Source organism: Paenibacillus sp. IITD108, assembly GCF_036541265.1.
Lineage (GTDB): Bacteria > Bacillota > Bacilli > Paenibacillales > Paenibacillaceae > Pristimantibacillus.
The window spans coordinates 19,645-34,079 of record NZ_JAZHCT010000053.1 but is presented as its reverse complement, the minus strand read 5'-3'; the positions used below and the strand labels follow the sequence as shown (position 1 = coordinate 34,079).

The window sequence follows — 14,435 nt, the reverse complement described above, 5'->3', positions numbered from 1 at the left end:
ATAAAGCGGTACACACTAAAGAGTGTGTACCGCTTTATTTGTTTATTATTCTGCTACTGTTACTTCTTCAAGATCAGCTTCCAGCTCTTCAGCTGCTTCCTCTTCAATTCCATTAAAGCGAATGTTGCGATAACGCTGCATACCTGTACCAGCAGGAATCAGCTTACCGATAATAACATTCTCTTTAAGACCAAGCAATTGGTCAACCTTGCCTTTAATTGCTGCATCTGTCAAGACACGAGTCGTCTCCTGGAAGGATGCCGCTGACAAGAAGGAATCTGTTTCAAGAGAAGCCTTCGTAATACCAAGCAGAACCGGTTTAGCTACTGCTGGCTCTTGGTCAGAGAAGATTGCTTCATGGTTTGCTGCTTCATATTCATGAATATCAACAAACGCGCCTGGCAGAAGCGTAGTACCGCCTGCGTCAACAATTCGGATTTTGCGGAGCATTTGCTTAATCATGACCTCGATATGCTTGTCATTGATTTCAACCCCTTGGTTCCGGTAAACGCGCTGTACTTCTTGAAGAATATAGTTTTGAACGCCCCGAATGCCTTTAATGCGCAGCATATCCTTCGGATCGATTGAACCATCGGTCAATTCATCCCCTGCTTCGATATGCTGTCCTTCTGTTACACGGATTCGAGAGCCATAAGTTACGGCATATACTTTGGATTCCGCTTCGCCTTGTACCTCGATCTCACGACGGTCTTTCGCTTCACGGATTTCTTTGATTACACCATCAAGCTCGGAAATAATCGCTTGACCCTTCGGATTACGCGCCTCAAACAACTCTTGAATACGCGGCAAACCTTGTGTAATATCGTCGCCCGCTACGCCGCCCGTATGGAACGTACGCATTGTAAGCTGTGTACCCGGCTCGCCGATTGATTGTGCAGCGATAATACCGACTGCTTCACCAATCTCAACGTGCTTGCCTGTAGCAAGATTTCGCCCATAGCAAATCTTACATACGCCATGACGCGCACGGCAGCTAAGAACGGAACGGATTTGTAGTTTTTCAACGCCTGCTTGAACGATCTCAGTCGCTTTGTTAGCATCAATCAGCTCATTGCGATTAACGATAACGTCGCCTGAGTTCGGATGGCGAACTGTTTCAAACGCATAGCGTCCTTCAATACGGTCGTAAAGATCTTCAATAACCTCTTTGCCGTCTTGAATTTTGCTAACAGTGAAGCCTTTATCTGTACCGCAATCATCCTCGCGTACAATAACATCCTGGGCAACGTCAACAAGACGTCTTGTGAGATAACCGGAGTCAGCTGTACGCAGCGCTGTATCGGCAAGACCTTTACGAGCACCATGCGTCGAGATAAAGTACTCTAGTACGGTTAGCCCTTCGCGGAAGTTGGATTTGATCGGCAACTCAATAATCCGTCCGGATGGGTTGGCCATCAATCCGCGCATACCGCCGAGCTGTGTAATCTGAGATTTGTTACCGCGCGCTTTGGAGTCAACCATAAGCATGATGTTGTTATAACGATCCATTGATTTCATAAGAACGCTCGTAATTTCTTCTTTACAATCGCCCCAGATTTCGATAATTCGGTCATAACGCTCATCATTGGTAATCAAACCACGACGATACTGATTCATAACTAGAGCAACCTTCTCATCAGAGCTCTTCATAATTTCACTTTTCTCTGGCGGAATAATTACGTCGGCTACGCCGATTGTAATACCGGCCTTAGTAGAATATGTGAATCCAAGCTCTTTGATTCGGTCTAGAAGAATAGCTGTCAAGGTTGTGTCATATATACGGAAGCATTCTCCAATAATCAGGGCCAGGTAATCTTTACCGATAGCCGGCGGAATAGTAGCATCTTCTGTATATTTGCGAAGGTCAGCACCTTTTTCGCTTATGAAATACTTATCCGGTGTGCCTTGCAGCAAGTTTCCTTTTGTAGCCTCATTGATGTATGGGAAGTCTTTCGGGAAACTCTCATTGAAAATAATCTTACCCACTGTTGTAACGAGCAAGGAATTATTCTGTGACTCTGTGAACTGCTTTTTATTAAGAACTCTCGCTGGAATAAACACACGCGCATGCAGGGAAACTGCTCCACGCTGATAAGCGGATACCGCTTCGTTAACAGACGAGAATACAGAACCGCTGCCTAGTGCTTTATTATTATCCATCGTTAGATAGTAGCTTCCTAGCACCATATCCTGTGATGGAGTTACAACCGGCTTGCCATCCTTAGGGTTAAGGATATTGCCGGATGCCAGCATAAGCAAACGAGCTTCTGCTTGAGCTTCCGCGGATAGCGGAACGTGCACAGCCATTTGGTCCCCGTCAAAGTCAGCATTGTAAGCTGTACATACGAGCGGGTGAAGCTTGATTGCACGGCCTTCAACAAGAATTGGTTCAAACGCTTGAATACCAAGTCTGTGAAGCGTTGGCGCGCGATTCAGCAATACCGGATGCTCACGAATAACTTCCTCTAGAACATCCCATACTTCTGGACTTACACGCTCAACTTTGCGCTTAGCGCTCTTAATATTATGAGCAAGCCCTTTATTAACAAGCTCTTTCATAACGAAAGGCTTAAATAGCTCTAGAGCCATTTCTTTCGGCAAGCCGCATTGGTACATCTTCAGGTTTGGTCCTACAACGATAACGGAACGTCCTGAATAGTCAACACGCTTACCCAGCAGGTTTTGACGGAAACGTCCTTGCTTTCCTTTAAGCATATGGCTTAGAGATTTAAGCGGACGGTTACCAGGACCTGTTACCGGACGTCCACGACGTCCATTATCAATCAAGGCGTCTACCGCTTCTTGCAGCATACGCTTCTCGTTTTGCACGATAATATCCGGAGCGCCCAAGTCCAATAGGCGCTTCAAACGGTTATTGCGGTTAATAACGCGGCGGTACAAATCATTAAGGTCAGATGTCGCAAAGCGTCCGCCGTCCAGCTGAACCATTGGGCGAAGCTCCGGCGGAATAACCGGAAGCACATCAAGAATCATCCAGTCCGGCTCATTGCCGGAATTGCGGAATGCTTCAATAACCTCAAGACGCTTGATCGCACGATTACGGCGCTGACCTTGAGCTGTGCGCAGCTCTTCTTTGAGCTGACCAAGCTCCTTTTCAACATCGATGTCCTGAAGCAGTTTTTTGACTGCTTCAGCACCCATGCCAGCCTGGAAGCCGTAGCCATACTTTTCGCGATAGCTGCGGTATTCCTTCTCAGATAGCAATTGCTTTTTCTCAAGCGGTGTGTCGCCTGGATCTGTTACTACATAAGATGCAAAGTATATGATCTCCTCAAGGGAACGAGGAGACATATCAAGCGCCAGACCCATACGGCTTGGGATGCCTTTGAAGTACCAGATGTGAGACACAGGAGCGGCAAGCTCAATATGTCCCATGCGCTCACGGCGCACTTTCGCACGAGTTACTTCGACGCCACAACGGTCACAGACTACACCTTTGTAACGAACGCGTTTGTATTTGCCGCAATGGCACTCCCAATCTTTGGTCGGTCCAAAAATTTTCTCGCAGAAGAGTCCTTCCTTCTCCGGTTTTAACGTCCTATAGTTGATTGTCTCCGGCTTCTTAACTTCTCCGCGGGACCACGAGCGTATCTTGTCAGGCGAAGCCAGACCAATTTTCATATACTCGAAGTTGTTCACGTCCAACAAGGAGCAACCCTCCTTCGTCATGTATGGCTATTATTCAACGCCGACTTCGGCGCCTTCCAGATTAAGGTTGAGCTTATCGCCCGTAGCCTCATCATCTTCATCTATTTCTTTCATTTCGATCTCTTCTTCGTTCTCAGTCAGGATTTTGACATCCATACCTAAGCTTTGAAGCTCCTTGATCAAAACTTTAAAGGATTCAGGTACGCCAGGCTCAGGAACATTCTCGCCCTTAACGATCGATTCATATGTTTTCACGCGTCCAACAACGTCATCTGACTTCACCGTCAAAATCTCTTGCAGGGTATACGCTGCGCCATATGCCTCAAGTGCCCAAACCTCCATCTCACCAAAACGCTGACCGCCGAATTGTGCTTTACCACCAAGCGGCTGCTGCGTAACAAGAGAGTAAGGTCCAGTGGAACGAGCATGGATTTTATCATCAACCATGTGCGCCAGCTTAATCATATACATAACGCCGACTGTAACCTCGCGTTCGAAGCGATCGCCAGTACGACCATCGTAAAGAACAGTTTTACCGTTACGCTGCATGCCTGCTTCTTCCATCGTATCGAACACATCTTCCTCATTCGCACCGTCGAATACAGGTGTAGCAGCATGAATGCCCAGATACTTACAAGCCATTCCCAAGTGAACCTCAAGCGCCTGACCGATGTTCATACGAGATGGAACACCTAGCGGGTTAAGCACAACTTGAACCGGCGTGCCATCTGGAAGGAACGGCATATCCTCTTCCGGCATAATACGCGCGATAACCCCTTTGTTACCGTGACGTCCAGCCATCTTATCGCCTTCAGAAATTTTACGCTTCTGAGCGATATATGCACGTACCAGTTGATTTACGCCAGGAGGCAGCTCGTCGCCGTTCTCACGCGTAAACACTTTAACATCTACAACGATACCGTCGGTACCATGCGGCACACGCAAGGAAGTATCGCGAACCTCACGAGCTTTTTCGCCGAAGATTGCATGCAGCAAGCGTTCTTCAGCAGTAAGCTCCGTCACGCCCTTAGGCGTTACTTTACCTACTAGAATATCGCCAGCGCTAATCTCGGCACCAATTCGGATAATACCGCGCTCATCCAGATTGCGAAGAGCTTCTTCGCCAACGTTAGGAATATCGCGAGTAATTTCCTCTGGACCAAGCTTCGTATCGCGGGCTTCTGATTCATATTCTTCAATATGAATAGAAGTAAATACATCTTCCTTCACGAGACGCTCGCTAAGAAGAATCGCATCCTCGTAGTTGTAGCCTTCCCAAGTCATAAACGCTACGACTACGTTGCGGCCTAGTGCCAATTCGCCTGTTTCAGTCGAAGGACCATCAGCTAGAATGTCGCCCTTCTTAATGATATCGCCCCTGCGCACTAGAGGTCGCTGATTAATGCATGTTCCTTGGTTGGAACGAGTAAACTTATGCAATTTATGCTTAACCAAATCGCCATTAACCGGCTTGCCATCAACCAACTCCACACGGCGCAGCCATATTTCGTTAGCAGATGAACGTTCAATGACGCCATCATATTTAGATACTACGCAAACGCCGGAATCTTTAGCTGCCTTATGTTCCATACCTGTACCTACGAAAGGAGCTTCTGGAACAAGCAGCGGAACAGCCTGACGCTGCATGTTCGATCCCATCAGAGCACGGTTGGAGTCATCGTTCTCCAGGAACGGAATGAGCGCCGTTGCAACTGAAACAACTTGCTTAGGAGATACGTCCATATAATCAACGCGATTACTCGGCATAGTCAAAATATTATCTGCCTGCTTGTTGTAACGTACGATCGTTTGCGATTCTGCGAATTTGTTATCATCTGTCAGAGGCGCATTCGCTTGCGCAATGATGTAGTTATCCTCTTCATCGGCAGTCAAATATGAAATTTGTTCTGTTACAACGCCAGTTTTTGGATCAACCCAACGATATGGCGCTTCAATAAATCCGTACTCATTAATTCTTGCATAAGAAGACAAGGAGTTGATCAATCCGATGTTCGGACCCTCCGGTGTTTCAATCGGACACATACGGCCATAGTGAGAGTTATGAACGTCACGAACTTCAAAGCCCGCACGCTCACGCGTCAAACCGCCTGGTCCCAGTGCAGACAAACGACGCTTATGCGTAAGCTCAGCAAGCGGGTTAGTCTGGTCCATAAATTGCGAAAGCTGGGAGGATCCGAAGAACTCCTTGATCGACGCAATTACTGGACGTATATTAATAAGCGCTTGAGGCGTAATCGCATTCGCATCTTGAATGGACATGCGCTCGCGCACTACGCGCTCCATACGGGACAAACCGATACGGAACTGATTTTGCAGAAGCTCTCCAACAGAGCGAAGACGACGGTTGCCCAAGTGGTCAATATCGTCTGTGCTGCCTACGCCATGAAGCAGGTTGATAAAGTAATTAATGGAAGCAATAATGTCTGCAGGTGTAATATGTTTAACACTCTTGTCAATTACACCATTAGCAATTATTTTAATTACTTTGCCTTCATCATGCGGTGAGAATACACTGATAGCCTGTAGTGGTATACTATCGGCATCAAGCACTCCATTAGCGACATGATAAGTTTTGAAGCCTACATTGGTTTCAAGCTTATCAAGAATTTCATCCAGCAAACGGCGGTCAATCATTTGGCCCGACTCGGCAATAATTTCACCTGTTGTCGGATCAACCAAATTTTCAGCGAGCTGCTGGTTGAATAATCTATTTTTAATATGAAGCTTTTTGTTAATCTTGTAGCGGCCTACATTGGCCAAATCATAACGCTTTGGATCGAAGAAGCGCGCAACCAGCAAGCTCTTTGCGTTTTCAAGCGTCGGCGGCTCGCCCGGACGAAGGCGCTCGTAAATTTCAATCAAAGCTTTTTCCGTTGAATCGGTGTTATCCTTATCAAGGGTATTGCTAATATATTCATCGTGACCAAGCAAATCCAAAATTTCCGCATTCGTGCCAAAACCAAGTGCGCGCAGCAACACCGTTACCGGTATTTTACGCGTACGATCGATACGAACATAGATAATGTCCTTCGCGTCGGTCTCAAGCTCCAGCCACGCTCCGCGGTTTGGAATTACAGTTGCCGTGTACGTTTTCTTTCCGTTCTTATCAACCTTCGTGCTGAAGTACACACTTGGGGAGCGAACCAATTGACTGACAATTACACGTTCGGCTCCGTTAATAATAAACGTGCCTGTCTCGGTCATAAGCGGGAAATCTCCCATGAACACTTCTTGCTCCTTGACCTCGCCAGTCTCCTTGTTATAAAGCCGTACTTTGACTCGCAAAGGAGCTGCATAAGTCACGTCGCGTTCTTTCGACTCGTCAACCGAATATTTCGGTTCGCCTAAGCTATAGTCGATAAACTCAAGCGATAGATTGCCCGTAAAGTCCGAAATCGGAGAAATATCCTGGAACAATTCAATCAAATCATTATCCAGAAACTTCTCATACGATTTTTGTTGGATTTCAATCAGGTTCGGGACTTCCAGCACCTCGTTGATCCGAGCGTAGCTCCGGCGTTTGCGCCGACCATACTGAACAAGTTGTCCTGCCAACTTAACCTCACCCCTCATGTCTGTCTCACAGCATCGATATTTCACTGCGCTACTCTTGACGACTGTTTCTCAGTCGCCTATAGTGATAAATAAAGAAAAGCCCTTATCGAATATCAACTCGAAAAAAGAGCATGTTTCAGCAGCATGCCACTCGTAGCGCGGGTACGATGGTATCCTATCAAGTAATTTTGCCCAAAAAACAAACGTGGTAGTCAATAAAGGCAAATTTTATGCAAATCCGCGCGCCTAAAATTCACACTTGACATTTTAGTGAACTAAAGCGTTATCAGCCCATTTTATGCTGACATTTTATAATTCTACCATATTCAAAAAGTCAAGTCAATATTTTCATGACTTACTTTCAAAAATAATATCCAATCTTCATATATTGATCCAATCAGCCTTTTATTGCTTTGAAAATACGATATCCCTTATCTTTTGTCACTTCTATCACTTCCGCAAATAACTGCTCAAGCTTTTCCTTCGCCGATGGCGCTCCCTGTTTTTTTTGAATAACGATCCACATGCCGCCGCCTTCATTGAGCAACTGCGAACCCTCTTCAAAAATGCGATGTACCGTCGCTTTTCCTGCTCTAATTGGAGGATTTGTTACTATAACATCAAAGTGCTCGTCTTTGACAGATGCAAATAAATCACTTTGAAGAACAGTAACATTAGCAATCCCATTAAGCTTTGCATTTTCAGTCGATAATTGTACTGCTCTTTCATTAATATCTATCATCGTAACATGCCCTTGCGGCGCAAGCTTCGCTGCCGACAAGCCAATAGGCCCGTAGCCGCATCCCACATCTAGCACCTTCGCGGTTTTATCAATTTCTAACGCTTCGATTAAAACACGGCTGCCATAATCAACACCCGTTTTCGAAAAAACGCCAGAATCAGTCATGAACTTCATCTTTTCGCCCCGTAATACCGTTTCATGAACCTGCCTTTGATGCGCCGCCTCCGGCCTTTGGGAATAATAATGACCTGACATTTTAATTACCTCCATTGCAAAATAAAAGACAGAGCGACTTTGCCGTCTTGTCAAATTTTAAACGAAACCCCTTGAAACATAATGGTTCCAAGGGGTCCGTCAGCTCTTCGAATGCCTAGCAATGGAGAGCCATTATAGTTTTAAAGCAAACTTATTTTACTTCTACAGCTGCGCCAGCTTCTTCAAGCTTAGCTTTAACTGCGTCAGCTTCTTCTTGGCTAACTTTTTCTTTGATTGGTTTTGGTGCGCCGTCAACAAGTTCTTTAGCTTCTTTCAAGCCAAGACCAGTGATTTCACGAACCACTTTGATAACGTTGATTTTGGAAGCGCCAGCGCTGTTAAGAATTACGTCGAATTCTGTTTGTGCAGCAGCTTCAGCAGCGCCGCCGCCAGCTACAACTGCAACTGGAGCTGCAGCAGTTACGCCAAATTCTTCCTCAATTGCTTTAACTAGATCGTTCAATTCAAGAACAGTCATACCTTTAATGGCTTCCAAGATTTGCTCTTTAGACATAATTAGTATACCTCCGATAATGGTTTTATTTTGGTAGTGTGATCGATCACTCGATCCGATTCTATATCTTCATGCAGCAAGCTGCTTCTGAACATAAGAATACTTAAGCTTGTGCTTCTTGCTTTTCTCCAACCGCTTTAACCGCAAGCGCGAAGTTGCGAACTGGAGCTTGCAATACGCTAAGCAACATAGAAAGCAAGCCTTCGCGGGAAGGAAGCTCTGCAAGTGCTTTAATTTGTGTTACATCAACAACTTTACCTTCAACAACGCCGCCTTTAAGTTTCAAAGCTTCGTTTTTCTTTGCAAAGTCATTAAGAATTTTCGCTGGAGCAATAGCATCGTCACCGCTAAATGCGATAGCAGATGGACCTGTCAAAACTTCGTTAAGCTCGGACAAGCCAACGCCTTCAGTAGCACGGCGAACAAGAGAGTTTTTCAATACTTGAAATTCTACTCCTGCTTCGCGCAACTGCTTGCGAAGTTCAGTTACTTGCGAAACATTCAAGCCGCGGTAGTCAGCAACTACAGTAGTTGCGCTTTGCGAAAGCTTTGATGCGATTTCAGCAACCGCCGCTTCTTTTTGTTGAATGATTTTTGCGTTAGCCAAACCGTACACCTCCTGTTTGATTTCAAATACAAGCTCATTACTGATAATGAGTCTGTGCATCCCGTCTTAGGCCGGGCATCCTTTGCCTCGATGCATGAGAATGGCCTTCGCAGACGATGCGAAGGCCATGATTCGTTATCCGATTGCTATTACCAAAGGCAATTAGCTCTTAAACGTATATCATAACACCTCGGTAGGGAATTAAGCCTGATGGCACCTACTGTCTACGGTATGCGTGTTCGAATTTAAGTTCTGAATCTGAGTCTTAGCGGAAGTCCGCTGCATTAACGCGAGCACCAGGGCCCATCGTAGCAGAAACAGAAACGTTTTTCAAGTAAACCCCTTTAGCCGCAGCTGGCTTAGCGCGGTTAAGTGCATCAATCAAGGCTTTCGCGTTGTCAACTAGCTTGTCAGCATCGAACGAAGCTTTGCCGATTGGCGCATGGATTTGACCTGCTTTATCAAGACGGTATTCAATTTTACCGGCTTTAATTTCTTGAACGGCTTTAGCAACATCAAATGTTACTGTGCCAGCCTTAGGGTTAGGCATAAGACCTTTACCACCAAGGATACGTCCAAGCTTACCAACTTCAGCCATCATGTCCGGCGTAGCTACGCAGACATCGAAGTCAAACCAGCCTTGTTGGATTTTGTTGATCATATCTGCATCGCCAACATAGTCAGCACCAGCAGCTTCAGCTTCTTTCACTTTTTCGCCTTTAGCGAATACAAGAACTTTTTTGCTCTTACCAGTTCCGTGCGGAAGAACGACTACGCCGCGAACCGCTTGGTCCTGTTTACGAGGGTCTACGCCAAGACGAACTGCCATTTCAATGGACTCGTCGAATTTAGCAGTAGCAGTTTTTTTAACAAGATCGATAGCTTGAGCTAGCTCATAAGTAGCTTCTCTATCGATTAGCTTAGCAGCTTCAACATACTTTTTACCGCGTTTTGCCATGATATATCCTCCTTAGTGGTTATAACGGATGTCCTCCTGGGGACATTCCTCCCACACAAAGCCTCAGCTTTGCATAGCTTGTTTGAGCACTTATATGCTCAAAATTAGTCGACAATATTGATGCCGATACTTCTTGCTGTACCTTCAATCATACGCATAGCTGACTCAACGTTAGCTGCGTTCAGATCCGGCATTTTAGATTCTGCAATTTCGCGTACTTTCGCACGGTTAACTGTAGCAACCTTCTTCTTGTTTGGCTCGCCTGAACCCTTCTCGATACCTGCTGCTACGCGAAGCAACACTGCTGCTGGCGGAGTTTTAGTTTCGAAAGTGAAGGAACGATCCTCAAATACAGTGATCACAACTGGAATAATCAAACCTGCTTGATCTGCTGTACGAGCGTTAAACTCTTTACAGAACGCCATAATATTGACGCCCGCTTGACCGAGTGCCGGACCAATCGGAGGAGCCGGATTCGCTTTACCTGCAGGAACTTGCAGTTTAACCAATTTGATGACTTTTTTCGCCATGACTGACACCTCCTTACTCTAATATCGATGCGTCAGCAAAGAACGCAATCTCGGAAACCTCTGCTAAATCTTTTCCACTTGAGTATAGTCAAGCTCAAGAGGGGTTTCCCTGCCAAACATGTTGACATGAACCTTCAATTTCGCCTTATCCAGCAAAATTTCTTCTACTGTTCCGACAAAATCTGTGAAAGGACCTACTTTAACTCGTACAGTCTCTTTCAGTTCGAACTCGATCTTCGGCTTCGGCTCTTCCATGCCCATGTGTTTCAAAATCTGATCCACTTCATCAGGCAATAGCGGAGTCGGCTTTGAGCCAGATCCAGTAGAACCGACAAACCCCGTTACGCCCGGCGTATTGCGAACAACATACCAGGAATCATCCGTCTGAACCATCTCGACAAGAACGTATCCAGGGTAGACTTTGCGCTGAACGGTTTTTTTCTTGCCGTCCTTCTCTACAACCTCGTCCTCCATCGGCACGAGCACGCGGAAGATTTTGTCTTCCATGCCCATCGATTCAACCCGGCGCTCCAAATTGGCTTTCACCTTGTTCTCATACCCGGAGTAAGTATGCACGACGTACCATCTTTTTTCCATCACAAATCCACCTTTGTCCCCTTCTTAAACAATAAGTTCAACCAGAGACGAGATTCCGATGTCAAGAAGCCAGAAATAAATCGTCACAAGAATAACCGTTACAAAAACAACGATTGAATAGCTTGTCAACTCTTTACGATTCGGCCAGCGAACCTTCTTCAGTTCCGCCCAGCTGTCGGCAAAAAAACTAAACATAGAACCGAAACCTTGCTTTAGTTTAGCTAAAAATGCCACGGTCACACCTCCATTTGACTATCTCGTCTCGCGATGAGGAGTCTGCTCGTTACAGAACTTGCAAAACTTCTTCAACTCGATGCGGTCGGGGTGATTGCGTTTGTTCTTGCTGCTTGCATAGTTTCTCTGTTTGCAGTTTGTGCATGCCAACGTGATAATAACCCGCATTGAATTACACCTCCCGAACTGCTCAAAAATACGAATCATGAAGCTTTATATGAAGTTCATTGATTCCTTAGCCAAAACGAAAAAAACCTCGATTCAAGGCCTACCTAAACACTTTATCATATGGCATATTTGATGTCAATGTAAAAGCATCAAGGTTCTGTAAATCCTCGACTCTCTATCTAATAGAGTTAGACAGGTCTTCTTCACGGAATATAAGCAATTGCTGCTCCTACTCCATCAGTATTGTCGTTTTTTACACATTTAAACGAACAGGCTGTCTTCATGATCCGAACCAGTCAGGTCAAGAAGACAGCCCATTGCAAAACTGATTGAAATTATAATATAAATGATCATTGCGATGCTGCTTGTGACAGCTGACTAATTATACTTTTCCGCCGAAATCTCTTACTTCCAAATAGCGCTCAAGCTTGCGCTTGACCCGCTGCAAAGCATTGTCAATTGACTTTACATGCCTGTCCAAATCAACAGAAATCTCTTGATAGGATCGGCCGTCCAAATAAAGCATGAGTACTTTGCGCTCCAGATCACTTAATATTTCGGACATCTTATCTTCAAGCCCGACAAATTCTTCCTGATTAATGATCAGCTCCTCCGGATCTGAAACCCGGGTGCCGCAAATGACATCAAGCAGCGTACGATCAGAATCTTCATCGTAAATGGGCTTGTCGAGTGATACATAAGAGTTAAGAGGAATATGCTTTTGTCTCGTAGCCGTCTTAATGGCCGTTATAATCTGCCTGGTAATACACAATTCCGCAAAGGCTTTAAAGCTGGCCAGCTTGTCCCCTCTGAAATCGCGTATAGCTTTGTACAAGCCGATCATGCCTTCCTGAACGATATCCTCGCGGTCTGCTCCGATAAGGAAATATGATCTGGCTTTCGCTCTTACAAAGTTTTTATACTTATTGATTAAGTACTCCAGCGCCAGACTGTCGCCATCACGGACCGCTTCAACAATCTCCTCGTCCGAATTGCTATCATAATCGAGCGTACTCCATTCTCTGAGGTCGATACTCACCAACTATCCCTCCGGCCTGCAAGGCGTACACTGGTAGACTTATACCCTTGAAATATAGAGTCAGTATACATGATGGAACCTTCTACCGTCAACCAATCGGCCGTTAATTTTAGACGATATATTAGAAAAGTTGGCATTTTGTTACAAATGTCACTTTAGTCCTTGTTCCGGCTTAATCAAAATCTATCCTTCGATCTATAAACATTTCCTATTGGTTTACTTGATTTTTCTGTTCCAGCCTGTTACTTTTGCTTGCCTCTTCGCAATTTTTCGAGTTTGCTCCATACGTCCAAGCTGACTATCTCATCAACGGAGTTCCGTTTGCTTGCATGCGTTTCTTCTTTCACCGCAGCTTCAATTTGTTTTCTATTCTGGCCAATGTCTATTAAAAGCTCGCGCGCCGATATGCGCAAAGCGCCCTTGCCGAATGCGACGTGCTGTTCGACGAGATCAGAGGTAGCGACATAAATATTGCGCCTGCGCACAAATAGCTCGGAGCATAACCGTTCAATACATTCGTCGGCCGTCTCTTTCTCCTTCGTATATACAATCGTAAGCTTATGCTGCTTATAGGTAGCTCCGCGGCCCGGAACTTGATGAGCATCGAATACCACATATACATCCATACCGGTATACCCTTGATAATCAGCCAGCATGTCCAGCAGACGATCCCGCGCATCCTCCAAATCATGCTCCTTGAGACGCTCAAGCTCCGGCCATGCCCCGATCATATTATAGCCATCGACAAGCAGAACATCTTCACGCCGCTTCATCACTATTGCGCTCGGCGTTGTCGGACAACTTCATACATCAGTACGCCGGCTGCCACAGAAGCATTTAACGAATTTAGTCGGCCAAGCATCGGGAGCTTGACCAGGAAGTCGCACTTCTCTTTAATAAGCCGCCCCATCCCTTTGCTTTCATTGCCGATTACAACCGCAAGCGGCATATCAAATTGTGTAGCATAAACGTCCTGTTTTGCTTCTACGTCTGTACCCGCTATCCAAACGCCTGCTTTCTTCAGTTTATCTATCGTGTTAGCGAGGTTCGTTACTCTCGCAACTGCCACATGTTCAGCAGCGCCAGCCGAAATTTTGAGCACAGTGGCCGTCAAGCTTGCCGAACGGCGCTTCGGAATAATAACGCCATGCACACCGGTACACTCAGCAGTACGCAGTATAGAACCTAAATTATGCGGATCCTCAATTTCATCCAAAATTAACAGAAACGGCGTTTCTCCACGCTCGGCAGCTACTTCAAGCAATTGCTCAACCTCTGCATAGGCAAAGGCTGCCGCTTGGGCGACTACCCCTTGATGCGCTACTCCAGGCACCATCGCATCGAGCTTGCGCTTATCGACAAACTGCACGATAACACCATTCTTCTTAGCCTCCGCAACGATAGGCTGCGTCAAACTTTTTTGCCCGCCCTCTGCTATCCATATCTTATTGATTTCTCTACCAGAGCGAAGCGCCTCTAGAACAGGATGCTTGCCTCCAATATAATCTTCCTGGTTGAATTCCTCCGACATATGCAGCCTCCTTTA

At 45.7% G+C, this 14,435-nt stretch carries 13 protein-coding genes and 1 other annotated feature; all 13 genes read right to left on the bottom strand.

The genetic code is table 11. The features are described 5' to 3' along the window. Positions 1 to 45: 45 nt before the first annotated feature. Positions 46 to 3,642: a DNA-directed RNA polymerase subunit beta' gene (rpoC, locus tag V1L65_RS27190; protein ID WP_442955724.1), complete on the bottom strand. Its 3,597-nt coding sequence runs from the start codon at positions 3,640 to 3,642 to the stop codon at positions 46 to 48. Positions 3,643 to 3,699: 57 nt separating this feature from the next. Further along, entirely contained in the window at positions 3,700 to 7,263 is a 3,564-nt protein-coding gene (gene rpoB, locus V1L65_RS27185) for a DNA-directed RNA polymerase subunit beta (RefSeq protein WP_331702459.1), read from the bottom strand. Positions 7,264 to 7,642: 379 nt separating this feature from the next. After that, positions 7,643 to 8,242, bottom strand: a complete 600-nt coding sequence (locus tag V1L65_RS27180) for a class I SAM-dependent methyltransferase (protein WP_331702458.1) — start codon at positions 8,240 to 8,242, stop codon at positions 7,643 to 7,645. Positions 8,243 to 8,393: 151 nt separating this feature from the next. Beyond that, the gene (rplL, locus tag V1L65_RS27175; protein WP_331702457.1) at positions 8,394 to 8,756 is read right to left on the bottom strand and encodes a 50S ribosomal protein L7/L12; all 363 of its coding nucleotides are present in this window, start codon (positions 8,754 to 8,756) and stop codon (positions 8,394 to 8,396) included. Positions 8,757 to 8,859: 103 nt separating this feature from the next. Continuing rightward, positions 8,860 to 9,363, bottom strand: coding sequence for a 50S ribosomal protein L10 (rplJ, locus tag V1L65_RS27170; RefSeq protein ID WP_331702456.1), 504 nt, complete (start codon positions 9,361 to 9,363; stop codon positions 8,860 to 8,862). Positions 9,364 to 9,450: 87 nt separating this feature from the next. Next, positions 9,451 to 9,611, bottom strand: a sequence feature (ribosomal protein L10 leader region). 17 nt (positions 9,612 to 9,628) lie between these two features. After that, the gene (rplA, locus tag V1L65_RS27165; RefSeq protein WP_331702455.1) at positions 9,629 to 10,321 is read right to left on the bottom strand and encodes a 50S ribosomal protein L1; all 693 of its coding nucleotides are present in this window, start codon (positions 10,319 to 10,321) and stop codon (positions 9,629 to 9,631) included. A gap of 104 nt (positions 10,322 to 10,425) precedes the next feature. Beyond that, positions 10,426 to 10,851 (bottom strand): 50S ribosomal protein L11, encoded by a 426-nt coding sequence (gene rplK, locus V1L65_RS27160; protein WP_331702454.1) that lies wholly within the window; start codon positions 10,849 to 10,851, stop codon positions 10,426 to 10,428. A gap of 63 nt (positions 10,852 to 10,914) precedes the next feature. Then, positions 10,915 to 11,448, bottom strand: coding sequence for a transcription termination/antitermination protein NusG (gene nusG, locus V1L65_RS27155; protein WP_331702453.1), 534 nt, complete (start codon positions 11,446 to 11,448; stop codon positions 10,915 to 10,917). Between the two features lie 24 nt (positions 11,449 to 11,472). Further along, positions 11,473 to 11,682: a preprotein translocase subunit SecE gene (secE, locus tag V1L65_RS27150; RefSeq protein ID WP_331702452.1), complete on the bottom strand. Its 210-nt coding sequence runs from the start codon at positions 11,680 to 11,682 to the stop codon at positions 11,473 to 11,475. 18 nt (positions 11,683 to 11,700) lie between these two features. After that, positions 11,701 to 11,850, bottom strand: coding sequence for a 50S ribosomal protein L33 (rpmG, locus tag V1L65_RS27145; protein ID WP_015847242.1), 150 nt, complete (start codon positions 11,848 to 11,850; stop codon positions 11,701 to 11,703). 382 nt (positions 11,851 to 12,232) lie between these two features. Further along, positions 12,233 to 12,889, bottom strand: coding sequence for an RNA polymerase sporulation sigma factor SigH (sigH, locus tag V1L65_RS27140; RefSeq protein ID WP_331702451.1), 657 nt, complete (start codon positions 12,887 to 12,889; stop codon positions 12,233 to 12,235). A 242-nt stretch (positions 12,890 to 13,131) separates the two neighbouring features. Then, positions 13,132 to 13,662 (bottom strand): NYN domain-containing protein, encoded by a 531-nt coding sequence (locus V1L65_RS27135; RefSeq protein WP_331702450.1) that lies wholly within the window; start codon positions 13,660 to 13,662, stop codon positions 13,132 to 13,134. Between the two features lie 2 nt (positions 13,663 to 13,664). Beyond that, the gene (gene rlmB, locus V1L65_RS27130) at positions 13,665 to 14,420 is read right to left on the bottom strand and encodes a 23S rRNA (guanosine(2251)-2'-O)-methyltransferase RlmB (protein ID WP_331702449.1); all 756 of its coding nucleotides are present in this window, start codon (positions 14,418 to 14,420) and stop codon (positions 13,665 to 13,667) included. Positions 14,421 to 14,435 lie beyond the last annotated feature (15 nt).